This is a genomic window from Anaerotruncus rubiinfantis, from assembly GCF_900078395.1.
Taxonomy (GTDB): domain Bacteria; phylum Bacillota; class Clostridia; order Oscillospirales; family Ruminococcaceae; genus Anaerotruncus; species Anaerotruncus rubiinfantis.
This window is the reverse complement of record NZ_FKLA01000009.1, coordinates 1,448,156-1,464,317: the sequence shown is the minus strand read 5'-3', so window position 1 is coordinate 1,464,317 and position 16,162 is coordinate 1,448,156. Positions and strand designations below refer to the sequence as shown.

General features: G+C 58.3%; 18 protein-coding genes. 1 reads left to right on the top strand and 17 read right to left on the bottom strand.

What is annotated here, in order from left to right; all coding sequences use genetic code 11:
• Window positions 1–24 precede the first annotated feature (24 nt).
• From BN4275_RS12460 to BN4275_RS12390, 15 genes are all read right to left on the bottom strand, one after another.
• Window positions 25–1,356 (bottom strand): uracil-xanthine permease family protein, encoded by a 1,332-nt coding sequence (locus BN4275_RS12460; RefSeq protein ID WP_066458796.1) that lies wholly within the window; start codon window positions 1,354–1,356, stop codon window positions 25–27.
• 190 nt (window positions 1,357–1,546) lie between these two features.
• Window positions 1,547–1,921 (bottom strand): RidA family protein, encoded by a 375-nt coding sequence (locus BN4275_RS12455; RefSeq protein WP_066458794.1) that lies wholly within the window; start codon window positions 1,919–1,921, stop codon window positions 1,547–1,549.
• A gap of 140 nt (window positions 1,922–2,061) precedes the next feature.
• Window positions 2,062–3,108, bottom strand: a complete 1,047-nt coding sequence (locus BN4275_RS12450; protein ID WP_066458792.1) for a sulfate/molybdate ABC transporter ATP-binding protein — start codon at window positions 3,106–3,108, stop codon at window positions 2,062–2,064.
• Window positions 3,105–3,794 (bottom strand): molybdate ABC transporter permease subunit, encoded by a 690-nt coding sequence (gene modB / locus BN4275_RS12445; RefSeq protein WP_066458789.1) that lies wholly within the window; start codon window positions 3,792–3,794, stop codon window positions 3,105–3,107. Before modB ends, BN4275_RS12450 begins: the two co-directional genes overlap by 4 nt.
• Window positions 3,795–3,816: 22 nt before the next feature.
• Window positions 3,817–4,665 carry a molybdate ABC transporter substrate-binding protein gene (modA, locus tag BN4275_RS12440; protein WP_066458788.1) on the bottom strand — a complete coding sequence of 283 codons (849 nt, stop codon included), beginning with the start codon at window positions 4,663–4,665 and terminating at the stop codon, window positions 3,817–3,819.
• A 19-nt stretch (window positions 4,666–4,684) separates the two neighbouring features.
• The gene (locus tag BN4275_RS12435) at window positions 4,685–5,185 is read right to left on the bottom strand and encodes a MogA/MoaB family molybdenum cofactor biosynthesis protein (protein ID WP_066458786.1); all 501 of its coding nucleotides are present in this window, start codon (window positions 5,183–5,185) and stop codon (window positions 4,685–4,687) included.
• Entirely contained in the window at window positions 5,178–5,657 is a 480-nt protein-coding gene (locus tag BN4275_RS12430; RefSeq protein WP_242863664.1) for an MOSC domain-containing protein, read from the bottom strand. The genes BN4275_RS12435 and BN4275_RS12430 overlap by 8 nt, the downstream gene beginning before the upstream one ends.
• A complete protein-coding gene (moaA, locus tag BN4275_RS12425; RefSeq protein WP_066458783.1) occupies window positions 5,620–6,591 on the bottom strand; it encodes a GTP 3',8-cyclase MoaA in 972 nt (323 codons plus the stop codon). The genes BN4275_RS12430 and moaA overlap by 38 nt, the downstream gene beginning before the upstream one ends.
• Before the next feature lie 20 nt (window positions 6,592–6,611).
• Window positions 6,612–7,091 carry a cyclic pyranopterin monophosphate synthase MoaC gene (gene moaC, locus BN4275_RS12420; protein WP_066458782.1) on the bottom strand — a complete coding sequence of 160 codons (480 nt, stop codon included), beginning with the start codon at window positions 7,089–7,091 and terminating at the stop codon, window positions 6,612–6,614.
• Entirely contained in the window at window positions 7,091–8,116 is a 1,026-nt protein-coding gene (locus BN4275_RS12415) for a molybdopterin-binding protein (protein WP_066458780.1), read from the bottom strand. Before BN4275_RS12415 ends, moaC begins: the two co-directional genes overlap by 1 nt.
• Complete coding sequence (locus BN4275_RS12410) at window positions 8,103–8,498, bottom strand: winged helix-turn-helix domain-containing protein (protein ID WP_066458779.1); 396 nt, start codon at window positions 8,496–8,498, stop codon at window positions 8,103–8,105. Before BN4275_RS12410 ends, BN4275_RS12415 begins: the two co-directional genes overlap by 14 nt.
• A 145-nt stretch (window positions 8,499–8,643) precedes the next feature.
• On the bottom strand, window positions 8,644–9,129 hold the full coding sequence (gene xdhC / locus BN4275_RS12405; protein WP_066458778.1) for a xanthine dehydrogenase subunit XdhC: 486 nt from the start codon (window positions 9,127–9,129) through the stop codon (window positions 8,644–8,646).
• A complete protein-coding gene (gene xdhB, locus BN4275_RS12400) occupies window positions 9,122–10,009 on the bottom strand; it encodes a xanthine dehydrogenase subunit XdhB (RefSeq protein ID WP_066458776.1) in 888 nt (295 codons plus the stop codon). The genes xdhC and xdhB overlap by 8 nt, the downstream gene beginning before the upstream one ends.
• On the bottom strand, window positions 10,002–12,317 hold the full coding sequence (xdhA, locus tag BN4275_RS12395) for a xanthine dehydrogenase subunit XdhA (protein WP_066458774.1): 2,316 nt from the start codon (window positions 12,315–12,317) through the stop codon (window positions 10,002–10,004). Before xdhA ends, xdhB begins: the two co-directional genes overlap by 8 nt.
• Before the next feature lie 188 nt (window positions 12,318–12,505).
• A complete protein-coding gene (locus BN4275_RS12390; RefSeq protein ID WP_066458772.1) occupies window positions 12,506–13,780 on the bottom strand; it encodes an amidohydrolase family protein in 1,275 nt (424 codons plus the stop codon).
• Between the two features lie 213 nt (window positions 13,781–13,993).
• Between BN4275_RS12390 and BN4275_RS12385 the strand changes: the two genes are divergently transcribed.
• On the top strand, window positions 13,994–14,743 hold the full coding sequence (locus tag BN4275_RS12385; RefSeq protein WP_066458771.1) for a GntR family transcriptional regulator: 750 nt from the start codon (window positions 13,994–13,996) through the stop codon (window positions 14,741–14,743).
• A gap of 64 nt (window positions 14,744–14,807) precedes the next feature.
• Here the strand turns inward: BN4275_RS12385 and BN4275_RS17570 are convergent, their stop codons facing one another.
• Complete coding sequence (locus tag BN4275_RS17570) at window positions 14,808–14,963, bottom strand: hypothetical protein (RefSeq protein WP_195276860.1); 156 nt, start codon at window positions 14,961–14,963, stop codon at window positions 14,808–14,810.
• 16 nt (window positions 14,964–14,979) lie between these two features.
• Window positions 14,980–16,119: a sodium ion-translocating decarboxylase subunit beta gene (locus tag BN4275_RS12380; RefSeq protein WP_066458770.1), complete on the bottom strand. Its 1,140-nt coding sequence runs from the start codon at window positions 16,117–16,119 to the stop codon at window positions 14,980–14,982.
• Window positions 16,120–16,162: the final 43 nt, after the last annotated feature.

Genomic DNA, 16,162 nt, shown 5'->3' with positions numbered 1-16,162 from the left:
CGCATCTCCCCCTTTTAGGGAATTTTATTTCTTGATCGCCTCAACCGGATCTTTCGGCAGGATCAGGTTGAGCAGGATGGCGGCCAGAGTCGCGATAACAACTGAGGAGCCGCCGAATACGGTGCCAACCCAGCCCGGGAAGCCCGCCAGCGAACCGGCCGACTGGGTGACGCCCACGCCAAGCGCGACTGAAATGCCAACCACGGCGGTGTTGCGCGGAGTGAGTTTGACCGAGGAGATCATCCGGATACCGGTCATGGTGATCTGCGCGAAAACCGAGATGGTCGCGCCACCGATGACACACTGCGGGATGGTGGTGAGCAGCGCCGAGAACTTCGGGACAAAACCCGCGATCAGCAGAATGATCGCCGCAAAGCCAAAGACCACGCGGTTGACCACACGGTTCACCGTCACGATGCCGACATTCTGGCTGTAGGACGCGGTCGGCAGGCCGCCGAAGAAGGCACCGAAGATGCTCGCGGAGCCCTGGCAGATGATGCCGCGCTGCAGCTCCTGGTCGGTGGGCTCACGGTCGAGGCCGCCGATTGTGGTCGAAGTCAGGTCGCCGATCGTCTGCACCGAGTTGACGATGTACATAACCGCCATCGATACGCAGGCTGCCGGGACAAACTTGAGACCGAAATGCATCGGCACCGGCACCGAGACGATACCCGCCGCGCCGACCGAGGTAAAGTCCACCATGCCCATGCAGAGGGCTACAATATATCCCACAATGATGCCCATCAGGATCGATGCAAGCTTGGTGACGCCTTTGGTGAAGTAGTTGCAGAAGATGACCACGGCCAGCGTGATGATCGCTACCAGCCAGTTCTGCCAGGAACCGAAGGTTTCGCTGCCCGCGCCACCAGCCATGTATTTGACCGCCGTCGGATAGAGCGAAAGCCCAATTGTGAAGATGACCGTACCGGTCACCATCGGCGGAAAGAACACCCGCAGCTGCTTGACGAAGATGCCAAAAATAATCGCCACCGCGCCGCCGATGATCTGCGCGCCAAGGATGACCCGGATATCATGGTATTCATTTCCCAAAGCCAGCAGGGTCGGTACATAGGCGAAGCTGACGCCCATCACGACCGGCAGCCGCGCGCCGACCGGTCCCAGCCCAAACACCTGTACCAGTGTGGCGATTGCCGTGATCAGCAGGGAAACCTGGATCAAAAGGGTTTTATCCGCGGCGCTGATCCCCAGGACGCCGGAGAGGATGATCGCCGGAGTAACGACTCCAACAATCGCCGCCACAACGTGCTGCAATCCCAGAGGCACGACCTCTTTTGCGGCAGGCACACCGGACATTTCAAATACCGAACCTGTTTTCTTGCTGTCGATCTCTTTCATTGCGACACAACCTTACAAAAAATTTTGATGCCTAATATATTTTAATTAGGATCACTTTAACTATAGACCATTTGCAGGTGTGTTGCAAGATTTTTATCACAGTTTTGATAAAAAAGTATCAGGTATACTTTTGGCTATTCTGCACAGAAATTATAAAATCCAGACGCAAATTGGCCAAAAATTTCCGCCGCTATTTGACTGCTATCGCCTCAATTTCAAACAAGGCGCCTTTCGGCAGCGCGGCAACCTGTACGCAGGAACGTGCCGGCGCATGACCGCCAAAGAAATCCGCATAGATCTTGTTGACCGCGGCAAAGTCTCCCATGTCCGCGAGGAAAACAGTGGTTTTTGTCACATCGGAAAGGGACATCCCAGCCTCAGCAAGCACCGCAATCAGGTTCTGAAAAGCCAGCTTCGCCTGTTCTTCCACTCCGCTGCCAAGCTCGCCGGTCTTTGGGTCCGCGCCGAGCTGGCCGGAAGTGTAGACGGTATTTCCCGCGAGAACCGCATGGGAATAAGGGCCGACAGCCGCCGGTGCGTTTTGTGCAGTGATGATTTTATTCATGTTGATAACCTCCTGTGAAGAATTTGGTTACCCATATTATAACATCTTTTTATCAATAATAATAGTTTTTTATTACATTTTTCTTGCAAAATTCTAGTTTTAGAAAAAGGGCGGATTCCCCACAGGAATCCGCCCTTTTTTCATCTTTCTTTTTCGCGCAGCGGCAGCAGCTTTTCCATCGGAAAACAGACATACACCGTGCCCATTTTGGAAACCCGCCCAGCGGTTTCCCGCCCGCAGGAAACCCGCAGCGGTTCCCGCGCGCCCGGCAGGCGCACCTGCACTACCGCTTTGCGCGGCCGGTCATAGACCTGCTCAACCACAGCCGCAAAACAGTTTTCCCCCGCTTTATCGCAGAAATAAAGATCGTCGTCATGAATTCCAGCCTGACAGCACCCATCAAGCGGACGCGCGAACCGCAGACGCATATTCCAGGCAGAAGCGGTCGCGTACTCCCCCGCGATTTCAGTGAGCGGCGAAATATTCTTGCAGCAGAGCAGCCGGGCAGTCTCCACAAAAGATGGCTGTGCGAACAGCTGTCCCGTGGGCGCGCATTCCACGACCCGTCCGTCCGTCATGACCGCGGTGCGGCCGCAGTAGCGATAGATTTCACTGATACTGTGAGAAACATAGAGAACGGCGCCTTCAAAGGCATCGAGCGCGGCAGCGAACTCCGGCTCGATCGTATGCCGCAGCTGCCCGTCAAGTGCCGAGAACGGTTCGTCGAGCATCAATAGGCCCGGCTCGCTCGCCATCATCCGCGCAAGCGCAACCCGCTGCTGCTGTCCGCCCGAAAGCTGATGCGGCAGGCGGTTTTCCATCCCGTCTAGCTGCAGAAGCGAACAGAATTTGTGCACCAGCTCCGGCTGTTTCTCCTTGTCCTTCACACCAGCCGCGATATTCTGCGCAACGGTCATGTTCGGAAACAGCGCGTAGCTCTGGAACATGAGCCCCACCCCGCGCTGCTGTGGGGAAAGGTTTATCCGTTCTTCCGAATCAAACAGCACCCGCCCGTTTAAAACGATCCGCCCATGATCCGGTTTCACAATTCCCGCGATACAGCGCAGGGTCATGCTTTTGCCGCAGCCCGACGCGCCGAGCAGCCCCAGCACCTCGTTTTCCGCTTCGAGCTTTATATCCAGTGTGAAACTGCCGAGTTGCTTATAAATTTCCGCAAAAAGGCTCATATCCCGCCTCCCGCGGCATTCTTTACCGTCTGCCTGCCATTATAGTAATTCATCAGGCCGAGCACGATGCAGGACACCACCGTGATGATCGCCACCCAGATTGCGGCGGCGTCCATATGCCCGCCCGCCGTGGCAAAATAGATCGCCACCGGCATTGTCTGGGTGCGTCCGGGGATATTGCCCGCGATCATCATCGTCGCGCCGAACTCCCCGAGCGCGCGCGCGAACGAAAGCGCCGCGCCCGCCGCGATCCCCGGCCATGCCTGCGGGACCATCACCCGCAGGAAAATCCGGCTTTCCGGCATCCCAAGCGTACGCGCCGCCCAAACCAGATCCACCGGCACCTGCTCGAGCGCCCCTTTGGCTGCCCGGTACATCAGCGGGAAGGAAACCACCACCGCCGCAAGCACTGTGGCCTGCCAGGAAAAGACAAGCGAAATGTCGAGCCCGCCGAGGAACCTGCCGATCGGGCTGTTACGTCCGAATACCACCAGCAGGAAGAAACCGACCACCGTCGGCGGAAGCACGAGCGGCAGGGTGAACAGTACGTCGGTCAGCCACTTGACCGGGCCGTTCGCATAAAGGAACAGCCGGGCAAACAGCACCCCGAAAAAAAATACGAGCACCGCCGCAAGCACAGAAGTGCGCAGCGAAATCCAAAGCGGCGCCAGGTCGAACGAGCCCATCCCCGCACCTCCTCAAATAATTTTACGATACCGGGGAGAAGCCGTATTTGACAAACAGATCCTTCGCTTCGTCTCCGAAAAGATAATCGACGAACGCCTTCGCGGCATCGGGAGCGGTGCTGTCCCTGGTCACGCCGACCGGATAGATGACCTTCTTATGGGAACCCTCCGGCGCGGCACAGCAGATTTCCACCTTGTCGCTGATCTTCGCGTCGGTCTCATACACAATCCCGGCCTGTACGTTCTGGGTTTCGACCCAGGAGAGCACTTCGCGCACATCCTTGGCAAAGACAAGTTTGTCTTTCAGCTTGTCGGTGAGGCCGAGATTCGCAAACGCCTCCTCGGTATACTGGCCGACCGGGACGCTCGAAGGTTCACCCACGCCAATCTGGGTGATGGAGGTATCAGCCAAAGCTTCAAACGATTCAATCTTCTCTCCGCCCGCCGGGACAATCAATACGACTTTGTTTTCGAGGATATCCTTCACCGTTGCGTCGTTCATAAGCCCCGCTTCGGAAAGCGCGGTCATCTGCTTTTTGCCCGCCGAGAAAAACACATCGGCCGGTGCGCCCTGTTCGATCTGCTGCTGCAAAGCGCCGGACGCGCCGAAGTTGAAGGTCAGGGTCACACCTTCGTTTTCCGCTTCGTAAAGCGCTTTCATCTCGGTGAGGCAGTCGGTCAGGCTCGCCGCCGCCGAAACCATCAGTTCAACCGGCTCGCCTGCCGCCGCTTCCGAAGCTTCTTCAGAAGACGCTGGCTCGAGGGCCGGTCCGGAGGCCGGCGCCGCGGAGGAAGCGGGCTCGGAGCCGGAGGAACATCCTGCGGCCAGCACCATTGCCGCCGCAAGGATCATACAAAACAGTTTTTTCATATTTCTTTTCTCCTTTATATCATTTTGTCTCAGGCGCGGCGCATTCCTGCGCCTTGCCTGTGAGCACCGCAAGCCCATGGGCAAGTTCAGGCATGACAAACGTCAGGTTTTCCCGCACGGCTTTGGGACTGCCGGGCAGGTTCACGATGAGCGTCCCCTTTCGCAGAACCGACACGCCGCGCGAAAGCATCGCCCGTTTCGTTATGTTTAAGCTCGAATAACGCATGGCCTCGGAGATGCCGGGCGCGAGCCTTTCAGCCACATCGAGTGTCGCCTCCGGCGTGCAGTCGCGCGGGGAAAATCCGGTCCCGCCGGTGGTGAACACCAGTTCGGCAACCCCTTCGTCGCACAGCCGGCGCAGCTCGTCCGCAATCACATCCCGTTCGTCCGGCAGGATTTTATAAAAAATGACCTCGTAGCCGTACTGTTCGCAGATCTCCCGCACAACGGCGCCGCTTTTGTCCTCCCGCAGCCCAGCGGCGCCCTTATCGCTTGCTGTGATGATCGCCGCTTTAAACATCGCGCACCTCCATCAAATCCCCCGCCGAGATCGTCCCGCCACGCAGCACCCGCGCGAAAACGCCCTCGGTCGGCATGATACATTCGCCCATCTTCTGATAGATCTGGCAGTGGCTGTGGCATTCCTTGCCGATCTGGGTCATCTCCAGCACCACGCCGTTGCAGTCGAGAATCGTCCCGACCGGCAGCGAGCGGAAATCGATCCCCTCCACCACGAGATTCTCCCCAAACGCGCCGTCGTCCACCTCGGCGCCGCGCGCGCGAAACGCCTCGATCTTATCGTACGAAAGCAGACTCACCTGACGGTGCCAATCTCCCGCGTGCGCATCGTTTTCGATTCCCCAACTCTCCCGGAACACAGCGCTCCCCACATTTTTCTTCTGAGTGCCGCGTTTCTCACTGATGCAGACCGCGATCACTTTTCCACGCATCCGTTCATCCTCCAATCTGCACCATTCGGTGCTGTTCCACATGCGCGGTCCCCCGCGCGCCGAATTGATGTCCCACAGGTTTTTGCAGAATCGCTTCCCGCATGAGCGCAGCAAGCGCTTCGTCGGAAATCCCATCGCGCAGCGGCCCTCGCAGGTCAATCCCAACATCGTAATGCAGGCAGAGCTTTAAAAAGCCCTCCGCCGTCAGCCGCACCCGGTTGCAGCTGTCGCAGAACCGGTCGCTCAGCGCGTTGATGAAGCCGACCCGCCCGCAAAATCCTGGCAGCATCCCGTAGGAAGCCGGCCCTCCGCCATTTCCGGCACACGCCGTCATCGGGCCATACAGCCGTTCGAGCGCTGTCCTGATCCGCCCGCCGGGAATTGGCGTAAAGCCGTTGCCCAGGCCGATCGGCATCATCTCAATGAACCGAACGTCCACTGGATGATCCTTTGCCAGCCCCGCCACCGAAAGCGGATGCTGCATCCCGAATTCCTCCGCTGCCACACAGTTCACCTTCACCAAAAGCCCCAGCTCCAGTGCTGTTCTAACCGCCTCCAGCGCCTTGCCAAAACTGTCCCGCCGGGTGATCCGGCAAAAAACGGCCGGATCGAGCGTATCGAGGCTCACATTCACCCCGCCGAGTCCCGCAGCCGCCAGATCCTGCGCCATATCGCAGAAGAGAAGCCCATTCGTCGTGACGCTCACCTGTTCGATCCCGTCGATCTCCTTCACCCGGCGCACCAAATCCACAATACCGCGCCTGACAAGCGGCTCCCCGCCTGTCAGGCGGATGCGGCGCACGCCAAGCTTTGCCGCTGCGCGGCAGACCCGCAGAATTTCTTCGAATGAGAGGATCTCCCGATGGGAGACCGGCTCAACCCCTTCCTCCGGCATGCAGTAAACACAGCGCAAATTGCATCGGTCGGTGACTGACACCCGAAGATAATCGATTTCGCGTCCGCAGTTGTCCCTCATCCGCGCCGCCTCCTTTTCTATTAGACTGGCCGGGTAAATTTCCCCGACTTCCCCCCGCTTTTCTGGAGCAGGCGGATTTCCCCGATCTCCATGCAGCGGTCGACCGCTTTGCACATATCGTAAATTGTCAGCAGCGCCACCGAAACGCCGGTGAGCGCTTCCATCTCCACGCCGGTCCTTCCGCTCACCCTGACCGTACAGGCCGCGGTAACTGCCATCCGCTGCGGGTCGACCACAAAGGTGATTTCGCATTTGTTCAACGCGAGCGGGTGACAAAGCGGGATCAGCTCCCAGGTGCGCTTCGCGGCCATGATGCCCGCCACCTGCGCCACGCTGAGCACGTCCCCTTTTTTCGCTGTCCGGGTTACGATCGCCGTATAAGCCTCCCGGTTCATCCGGATCGTCCCCTCCGCGACCGCGGCCCGCTCGGTCACTTCCTTTTCGCTCACATCCACCATCACGGCATTGCCGTTTTCATCGATATGGGTAAGCCCGTCCATCACACACCACCCTTTCCAAACCCGCAGTTTGGATAGCGGCAGGGCTCGCAGCCCAGACAGAGCCCGCCGTTTCCAAGTTTTGCAAGATCTTGCGCCGTGACCGGGTCGTCCGCCATGACGCGCGGCAGAACCAGGTCAAAAATGGTGCGTTTGGCATACATCACACAGCCAGGCAGCCCCATAATGGGCACGCCGCCGAGATACGAAAGCAGGAACATCGCGCCCGGCAGGACCGGCGCGCCGTAGCTTATGATCCGCGCACCAGTATCGCGGATGGCGGCCGGGGTGCGGTCGTCCGGGTCGACGCTCATGCCGCCGGTACAGACCACCAGTTCCGCGCCGTCCGCAAGGAACGCTTTGATTGCGGCAGTGATATTTTTCGGGTCGTCTCCGCAGGAGGTGACACCCATACCCTGCCCGCCGTATTCCCCCAGCTTTTCCGCGACGACCGGGCTGAAGGTATCTTTGATGCGGCCATGGAACACCTCGTTTCCGGTGGTGACAATACCGCACTTTTTCTGCTTGTAGGGCAGAATCCGCATGACAGGTTCAGTGCCGGCAATGGCTTTCGCGGCGTCGAGCTTCTCCTTTGCGATCACGAGCGGGATCACCCGCATCCCCGCGAGTTTGTCGCCTTTTTTAACCGGCAGATGGTTCGAGCGGGCCGCGATCATCAGCTCGCCGAGGGCATTGAGCTTTTCCAGCCGCGCCGCGTCGAATGCGAACAGCCCGTCGCTGGCAGCGGAAAGCTCGATCTTCCCCTCCTTGATGCCGCTCTCCTCCATATGCTCATTTTTGCAAAGATCGCAAAGGATCCTTGCGCCTTCGTCCTCGTGCAGCATGCCCTCCTGTTTCTCCCAGACGTAGAGGTAGTCCTTTCCCATCGAGAGCAGCACCGGAATATCCTCCGCCGCTACAATATGTCCCTTGCGAAAACGCGCGTCCTTGGTCACGCCGCGGATAATCTGGGTCATGTCATGGCAGATCACATGCCCGACCGCATCCTCCGTTCTAATCTTCTTCATGCCTTTCGCCTTCCATCTCACCATTATTTTGCGGTGCGCAGAATGTACCGCCGAAATACTCCGCAAACAGCCGGTCGGCGTTTAAATAGACCGCCTTCTGGAACGCCTCATATCGTTCCACAAAGCTCCGGCCCTGTTCGGTCAACCTTGAAAAACCGCCGCCAGCGCCGCCCACATGCCGCTCCAGCAGCATGAAACCGAGCTCCTGTTCCGCTGTGCGCACAATCTTCCATGCCTTTGAATAGGACATCCCCATCTCGCCGGCAGCCGTCTGGAGCGAACCGGTGCGGTCCACCCGCAGGAGCAGTTCGGAAACGCCCGGCCCGTAGAATACCCCGTCCCGTTTGAGGCGCACCTTCAGGGAATATTGCAGGTTATCCATCGTCCGCCTCCTTCAACCGTTATTCTCAAATAGATATAACGCTTTTCTTATTCTATCATAAAAGTCATACTTGTCAATGCAATCCCGCGTCTTCCAAAAAACCTCCGCCAAAATCGGCGGAGGTTCTCATTTTGAAAAAATTTTTTCATTTTCCAACCACCTTGTGGGTTTCGTTGACAATCCGCTCGAGCGCGTTCAGAATGTTCTGATATCCGGTACAGCGGCAAAGGTGCCCGGAGATAAGTTTACGCAGTTCGTCACGGGTATACTTTTTCCCACTGCCCACAATCTCCACCGCAGACATGATGAGCCCCGGCGTGCAGAAACCGCATTGTACCGCAGCCTCTTCCACAAACGCCTGCTGGATGGGGTCGAGTTCGCCGGCCGGGCCGCGCAGGCCTTCAACCGTGAGGATACTCTTGCCTTCCGCCCAAACGGCCAGATAGATGCAGCTGTCGATCGCCTCGCCGTCCACCAGAACGGTGCAGGCGCCGCATTCCCCAACTTCGCATCCTTTTTTGACGCTGGTGAGCCCCAAACGCTTTCGCAGCGTATCCGCGAGCGATTCGCGCTCATCGACCGCAATCTCTGCGGGCTTGCCGTTGACCGTCATTGTAATCACCTTAAGCATCAGCCACACCTCCCGCATGTTTGATTGCCCTGTCCAGCGCGCGGCGGCTCAGCTCCTTCACAAGCTGGACGCGGAATTCCTTTGACGCGCGCCAGCTCGTGCGCGGCGCAACCTCTGTGGCAGCGGTTTCTGCAACCAGCTCGAAAAGCTCCGCGTCAATCCCGCGCCCTGCCGCGAGCGCTTCGGTCCCGCGGCATCGGATTGGCGTTGGCGCAGCGACGCCGTACGCCAGCCGCAGATCCGCCACCGCCTTTCGATCAGCGGAAAGCTTCACATTGACCGCGCAGCCGAGCGTCGCGATATCCATCGCATTGCGCTGGGCATATTTGATATAGTGCCCGCCAAAACCTTCGTAATCACTTTTTTCAATGAAAATAGCGGTCAGCAGCTCGGCGTGCGCAAGATCAACTCTGCCGGGGCCTTTGTAGAAACGCTCCAGCGGCACCAGGCGCGCGCCATCCGGGCCGGTCAGTTCGAGCATCGCGTTCAGCGTGAGCAGCGTGGAGGCGCTGTCCGCGCTGGTCACGCCGTTGCAGACATTTCCCCCGATCGTCCCGATGTTGCGCAGCTGCGGCCCGCCCGCCTGATCGACCGCTTCACCAAGCATTGGCAGGTGTTTTTGGATGAGCGGATCGTTTGTGATGTGGGAGAAGGTCGTCACTGGCCCGATGCGGATGCGTCCGCCCGCATCCATCGAAACGCCTGTGAGCTCCGGAAGGCTGTGAATGCTCACCAGGCGGCAGCCTGCCAGCTTGCCCTCCCGAATCTTGATAAGCAGGTCGCTGCCGCCCGAAATGACAAGCGCTTTTGGGTCGTCCCGCAAAGCGGCAATCGCGTCCGCAGCGCTTTTTGCCTGATAGATCCCTTCGATATCATACATCCGAAGATCCCTCCCTTCCCTTGATGAGCCCGGCCTCGGTGAACAGCTCCACCAGCTTCTGCGGGTTCATCGGGAGCGTATCCACCGCCACGCCGGTGGCATGCAGCACCGCGTTGCGCACCGCGGGTGCCGGCGGGATCGCGGGCGGCTCACCGAGCGCCTTATTCCCGTAGGGACCGCTTGGATCGACCGGCTGCACAAAATCCGCATGCAATTCCGGTGTGTCCAGCGCGGTGGGCAGTTTGTAATCAAGCAGGTTGCCGTTTAACGGCCTGCCCGCGTCGTTATAGAGGAGCTGCTCGCCCAATCCATACCCCAGTCCCATGCTCATGCCGCCGTGCACCTGTGCTTCCGCGAGCTTCGGGTTGATAAGCACGCCGGAATCGTGGACGTTGATGATATCGAGCACCTTCACCTTGCCGACCGGGATATCCACCTCCACCTCGGCAAAGCAGACGCCGAACGCAAAGGTGTTGTCTTTGCAGTGGTTTGTGGCCTCTGCGGTGATATGTACCGAATGGGTCAGGCTATAGAAGGCCTCCATTGCGAGCGCCTGCATCGTAAGGAGTGTTTCACCGCTTTCATGCGCAACGATGCGGCTGTCGGAAATGTCGAGCGCGTCCGCCGGCAGTTCCAGCATCTCAGAAGCGTAACTGAGGATCTTCTCCCGAAAAATCCCGGCTGTCTTTTTAAGCGCCATGCCGCTGACATAGGTCTGGCGGGAGGCGTATGCGCCGGTATCGAACGGCGCGACGTCGGTATCCTGCATCGTAACAATATGAATGTCCTCATCCCGCAGGCCAATCGTCTCCGCCGCCATCTGGGTGAACACCGTATCGGCGCCCTGGCCGATTTCGGTCGCGCCCATCTGCAATTGTGCCGTGCCGTCCTGGTTGAGAATCAGCCGGCAGGCCGCCGTTTCAAGCGAAATCGGGTAGACGCCAGTCTTGTAGCTGAAAAGCGCCATGCCCACCCCGCGCCGGATGTCGCCGGTCTGGTTCCGGTATGCCCTGCGCTTCTCGTCCCAGCGGATGAACTCCTTGCCCTTCTCGATACACTCGAGCAGGCCAGTCGAATGGCAGGTGATACCGGTCATCGGGTCGACATATCCGAGCCGCATCACATTTTTTTCGCGCATCGTGATCGGATCGAGCCCCAGCGCCGCGGCGATATCGTCCATCCCGCTTTCGAGCGCGAATACCGCCTGCGGGATGCCGTAACCGCGCATCGCGCCGCCGGAAGCGATATTCGTATAGACGGTGTAGGCGTCCGCAGTCAGGGATTTCTCGTCGTGATAGGTGTGGCGGTAGGCGTTCGCCGCGTTCGCCACGATCGCGTGGCCGTGAGACGCATAGCCTCCCTGATTCGACCAAGCTTCCAACCTGCGGGCGACCAGCCTGCCGTCCGAACGGACGGCGGTCCTGACCCGGAAGGTGATTGCATGGCGCACCCGTGTGCAGGAAAAGGTCTCCTCGCGGGAGATTTCCAGCCGCACCGGCCGGCCGCCCACCTGGGTGGTCAGCCAGGCGTTAAGCGGCTCGTAGAGCACCTCCTGCTTGTTGCCGAATCCCCCGCCGATATACGGTTTGATCACCCGTACCCTGCCCCATGGAACGCCAAGCGCCTGCCCGACGACCCGCCGGACGATGTGCGGGATCTGGGTGGAGGAAACCACCACAATCCGGCCGTTCTCCATATAGGCAAAGGAAACAGGCGGCTCGATGTGGCAGTGCTGGACTGTCTGGGTGGTATATTGCTGCTCAAAGACGCGTACCTCATCTTCCCTGACCGCCTCGTCGAAATCCAGGTCGCCGACACGGTAACGGCTGTGCGCCAGGATATTATCCGGCCTTTCGTCGTGGATTGGGACGGCCCCGGGCGCCATTGCCTGTTCGACCGTGGTAATTGCGGGATACTCCTCGTACTCGGCCTTTACGAGCCGCGCAGCGCGTGCGGCGGCGATCTCGTCCTCCGCGATGACAACGGCGATCTCGTCGCCGTAAATGCGCACCCGCTCGTTTAAAAGGCGGCGGTCGGCCACATCCTGATGTTTCGGATCGGTCGACCAGGGATGCCCAGCGGTCGGAAAACAGTGCTCCGGCGCGTCAAAGCAGGTGAGGATTTTCACCACTCCCGGCACTGCCAGCGCTTCGGAAAGGTCGAATCGCAGCACCCGCCCGTTTGCAATCGTGCTGCGCACGACTTTAGCTTCCAACGCGTTTCGCGGGGTGAGGTCGTCGGTATATTTCGCGTTGCCGGTCACCTTTTCCACCGCGTCCACGCGGTTGATGCTCCTGCCAATTCCCATCGCGCATACCTCCTGTTCAACCGGGAAGTGTTTATCGTTTCTGCCTAAGTTTCATTACAGTTTCTTTCTTTTTCAGGATACAATTTATAAAAGTCATACTTTTATTTGTCAATATTATAACGCCTTCCGGGAAAGAAAACAACCAAATTTTCTCCATCTCCAAAGAAAATTTGGTTGCACAGGTTTGGTTATATTTTTATCCCCGCCACATATTTTTCACAGACTTCGCGGCCATCCGACAAAAAGATCAGCCGCTCCAGCCGCTCCAGCGGCGTGAGCGCCTGCGGATGCGGCAGGCGCGCGTCGTCGAATACCACCGCGTCAAATTCATATCCCTGCTCAAATGCGCCGACCTTGCCGAAAAACGCCCCGCCGCCGCGGGTTGCGAGATAAAACGCCTCAGAAACCGAGAGCGGCTTTTTTGTTTCATCCACCAGCCGCCAGCGCAGCTTGGAAACCTGCACCGCGTCAGCCATGGCCCGCAGCATCGAAAGGGAGAAGCCGCCTGCCATATCGGTGCCCAGCCCCATCGGCATCCCCGCGTCGAGATAGGCGCGCGCCGGAGCAATGCCGGAAGCAAGGTTCTCATTCGACTGCGGGCAGTGCGCGATAAAGACGCCGCGCTTTTGCATCAGCGCCAGTTCCGCCGGTTCCGGATGGACGCAGTGCGCCATAACCGTGGGGCAGCTCCCGCCGAACAGTCCAAATCGGTCATATGCCTCGCCATAACAGGAAACGCCCGGGCAGAGTTCCTTCACCCACGCAATTTCGGAAAGGTTCTCGGAAAGGTGCGACTGAACCGGCAGGCCGTAATCCCTTTGCAGCATCGAAAGGCCTTCCAAAAGCGCGTCCGAACAGGAGGGGATGAAGCGCGGCGTGAGGATTGGCCTCACATTCCGGAAATCCGAACAGGCTTCGATCCACTGCCGGGTCGCGTCGAGCGACTGTTCCGGCCCTGCTTCCCGCAGCGCATCCGGGCTGTTTCGGTCCATATTCACCTTGCCGACCAGCGCATGCAGGCCGGCGTTTTCCAGCAGTCCCATCAGCAGCAGGGTCGCCGGGGTGTGGATGGTCGCAAAGATACAGGCGCGGGTGGTCGCGCTCTCTTTGAGCGCGTCGGCAAAGATTCCGTAAGCTTTGCCCGCATAGGCGAGACAGTCAAACTTCGCCTCCTCCGGGAATACGCGGGCGTCCAGCCAGTCAAGCAGCTCGAGGTCCATCCCCAACCCTCGAAAGGCGTACTGCGGCGCATGCAGATGCAGGTCACAAAGCCCTGGGATCACCAGCTTCCCGGTGTGGTCAACCACCCGGATCCCTGCATATTTTTCCGGCAGCACACGGAATACGCCCGCGACCAGGCCGTTTTCGCAGATCAGATAACCGTCCGGAAGGCAGCGGATCTCATCTTTTGAAGCGCTGTGCAGGATCGCGCCCTTGACGGCAAATGAAGCGCCCGATTTCATCGTGCAATTCCCCTTTACAGAGATTTTCCCTTGTAATTTGTCTGATTACCGCGTATAATGAAGGATATATTAGGAAATTTGGCAAAGATCGCGGTGGAATTTTATCTAATATCGTTATTAATCATACTAATCTATTCCGATTTCATCATACCCCATTCCTCCAGTTTTTGCAAGCTCCTTCTATTTTACTTTCAAATGAAAGAGGTTATTCGCATGCCGTCAGAATACGAACTTCCCTATCTGGGCGGAAGGCTCATGTCCACCCAGGTGAGCGCGCTGCTCATCAAGGAGCTGAAGGAAGGCGCTTTTTCAGCCGCGGAACGCCTTCCCTCCGAGGTGGAGCTGGCGGAACGCCTGGGGGTGAGCCGCACCGTCATCCGCGATGCGCTCTCCGATCTGGAACGGGAAGGGTTCATCGAGCGGGTGCGCGGCATCGGGACGGTCATCAACCGGGAGATCGTGGGCCTCAAGCACCGGCTCGATCTGAAACTCGAATATAACGAGCTCATCCGCGACGCGGGCTACCGCCCAGGCGTTGACAGCATTTCGCTGCGGGTGGAGCCCGCCGACGAAGAGCTGGCGGAAATCTTGCAGATCGATTCCGGCGCGCCCGCTATCGTCTGCGAAAAACGGCTGCTCGCCAGCGGTACTCCTGTCATCTATTCGGTTGACTACCTGCCAAAGGCCCTCCTTGAAGGGATGAACTACGCGGATATCGACTGGTCGATGCCGGTGTTCGATATCCTCGACCGGTATTGCGGGCTCACCGTCGTCACCAGTATCGCCAAGCTGCGCGCCACCAACGCCGACCCGCTCATCCGGTCACGTCTGGAGGCTGCAAAAGGCGATGCGCTCATCATGCTCGACGAAATCGGGTTTTGCAAGCTCAGCCGTCCGGTGATGCGTTCCTTTGAATTCTATACCGACTTTTTCGATTTCACGCTTCTGCGCAAAAAATTCTGAACAGCCAAAAAGCCGCGCGCCCATGGGCGCGCGGCTTTTCCATTCCATTTTCTGAATGTCGGCTTTATTCGTCCTCGGACTTTCCGGTCTTTGATCCGGCCTTGGTGAGCACCACAACAACGCCCATGATCGCCAGGATAACCGTAAAGATGCCAAACATCCCAAGCCCCATCACTTCAAGGGAAATCCAAAAGTTACTGATTGCGCTTGCACTGAACATTTCTGCAAATCCTCCCTTATTTGATGAATGTCGGAATCAGATACAGGATGATGCCGCCGGCGATCACCGACCCGATCTGGCCCGAAACGTTTGCGCCGATGGCATGCATCAGCAAATGATTTTGTTTGTCCTCCGCGAGCGCCATCTTCTGGATGACCCGGGCGGACATCGGGAAAGCCGAAATGCCGGCCGCGCCGATCATCGGATTGATCTTCTCCCGCAGGAAAAGGTTCATCAGCTTTGCAAAAAGCACGCCGCCGATCGTATCCATAACAAAGGCCAGAAGCCCCAGGCACATGATGAGCAGGGTCTGCCAGGTTACAAACTGTTCGGCGCGCATCGAGAAGGAGATCGTGATACCGAGCAGCAGGGTGATAATGTTTGCAAATTCGTTCTGCGCGGTCTGCGAGAGGGAGGTCAGCACACCGCATTCGCGCAGGAGGTTTCCGAACATAAGAAAGCCGACCAGCGAAACCGACATCGGCGCGACCAGCCCCGCGATGATCGTGACGATAATCGGAAACAGGATGCGGGTGGTCTTGGTGATGCTCTTCGGGTTATAGGGCATGCGGATCATCCGCTCTTTTTGGGTGGTGACCAGTTTGATGGCAAACGGCTGCACGATCGGTACCAGCGCCATGTATGAATAAGCCGCCACCGCAATCGCACCCATGTAGTTCGATTTGAAGATCTGGGAAACCAGGATCGAAGTCGGGCCGTCGGCGGCGCCGATGATCCCAATGGAAGCGGCGTCCTTAAGGTCAAAACCGCAGAGCGACGCCACGCAGACGGTGAAGAAGATGCCGAACTGCGCCGCCGCGCCAAAGATCATCATCTTCGGGTTCGAAAGCAGCGGCCCGAAATCGATCATCGCGCCAATGCCGATGAACAGAAGGATGGGCAGCGCCTCGGAAGATTCAATTGTCGTTTCAAACAGCCATTGGATAATGCCCGGCACCTCTCCGATGCCGGCCGTGACCTGGTTCACAACGCCTGAAAGCGGCAGGTTCACAAGGATCGCGCCGAAGCCCATCGGCATCAGCAACGCGGGTTCAAAGCCTTTTGCAATCGCCAGATAGATCAGCAGCCCGCCAATTGCGTACATCACAATCTGTTCAGGCTGGATCGCAAGGATACCGGATAGCAGAAATTCCATATTTTCGACCCCTTTAATAGAATAGTGGATGCTGTCAACGCCC

What these genes read in the sequence shown, in the direction of transcription:
- BN4275_RS12385 (WP_066458771.1), top strand. Translation starts at nt 13,994, where the DNA reads ATGCCGTCAGAATACGAACTTCCCTATCTGGGCGGAAGGCTCATGTCC.
- BN4275_RS12460 (WP_066458796.1), bottom strand. Translation starts at nt 1,356, where the DNA reads ATGAAAGAGATCGACAGCAAGAAAACAGGTTCGGTATTTGAAATGTCC.
- xdhA (WP_066458774.1), bottom strand. Translation starts at nt 12,317, where the DNA reads ATGGGAATTGGCAGGAGCATCAACCGCGTGGACGCGGTGGAAAAGGTG.
- modA (WP_066458788.1), bottom strand. Translation starts at nt 4,665, where the DNA reads ATGAAAAAACTGTTTTGTATGATCCTTGCGGCGGCAATGGTGCTGGCC.
- modB (WP_066458789.1), bottom strand. Translation starts at nt 3,794, where the DNA reads ATGGGCTCGTTCGACCTGGCGCCGCTTTGGATTTCGCTGCGCACTTCT.
- BN4275_RS12410 (WP_066458779.1), bottom strand. Translation starts at nt 8,498, where the DNA reads ATGGATAACCTGCAATATTCCCTGAAGGTGCGCCTCAAACGGGACGGG.
- BN4275_RS12450 (WP_066458792.1), bottom strand. Translation starts at nt 3,108, where the DNA reads ATGAGCCTTTTTGCGGAAATTTATAAGCAACTCGGCAGTTTCACACTG.
- moaA (WP_066458783.1), bottom strand. Translation starts at nt 6,591, where the DNA reads ATGAGGGACAACTGCGGACGCGAAATCGATTATCTTCGGGTGTCAGTC.
- BN4275_RS12430 (WP_242863664.1), bottom strand. Translation starts at nt 5,657, where the DNA reads ATGTGGAACAGCACCGAATGGTGCAGATTGGAGGATGAACGGATGCGT.
- BN4275_RS12390 (WP_066458772.1), bottom strand. Translation starts at nt 13,780, where the DNA reads ATGAAATCGGGCGCTTCATTTGCCGTCAAGGGCGCGATCCTGCACAGC.
- BN4275_RS12435 (WP_066458786.1), bottom strand. Translation starts at nt 5,185, where the DNA reads ATGTTTAAAGCGGCGATCATCACAGCAAGCGATAAGGGCGCCGCTGGG.
- BN4275_RS12380 (WP_066458770.1), bottom strand. Translation starts at nt 16,119, where the DNA reads ATGGAATTTCTGCTATCCGGTATCCTTGCGATCCAGCCTGAACAGATT.
- BN4275_RS12415 (WP_066458780.1), bottom strand. Translation starts at nt 8,116, where the DNA reads ATGAAGAAGATTAGAACGGAGGATGCGGTCGGGCATGTGATCTGCCAT.
- xdhB (WP_066458776.1), bottom strand. Translation starts at nt 10,009, where the DNA reads ATGTATGATATCGAAGGGATCTATCAGGCAAAAAGCGCTGCGGACGCG.
- moaC (WP_066458782.1), bottom strand. Translation starts at nt 7,091, where the DNA reads ATGGACGGGCTTACCCATATCGATGAAAACGGCAATGCCGTGATGGTG.
- xdhC (WP_066458778.1), bottom strand. Translation starts at nt 9,129, where the DNA reads ATGCTTAAGGTGATTACAATGACGGTCAACGGCAAGCCCGCAGAGATT.
- BN4275_RS12455 (WP_066458794.1), bottom strand. Translation starts at nt 1,921, where the DNA reads ATGAATAAAATCATCACTGCACAAAACGCACCGGCGGCTGTCGGCCCT.
- BN4275_RS17570 (WP_195276860.1), bottom strand. Translation starts at nt 14,963, where the DNA reads ATGTTCAGTGCAAGCGCAATCAGTAACTTTTGGATTTCCCTTGAAGTG.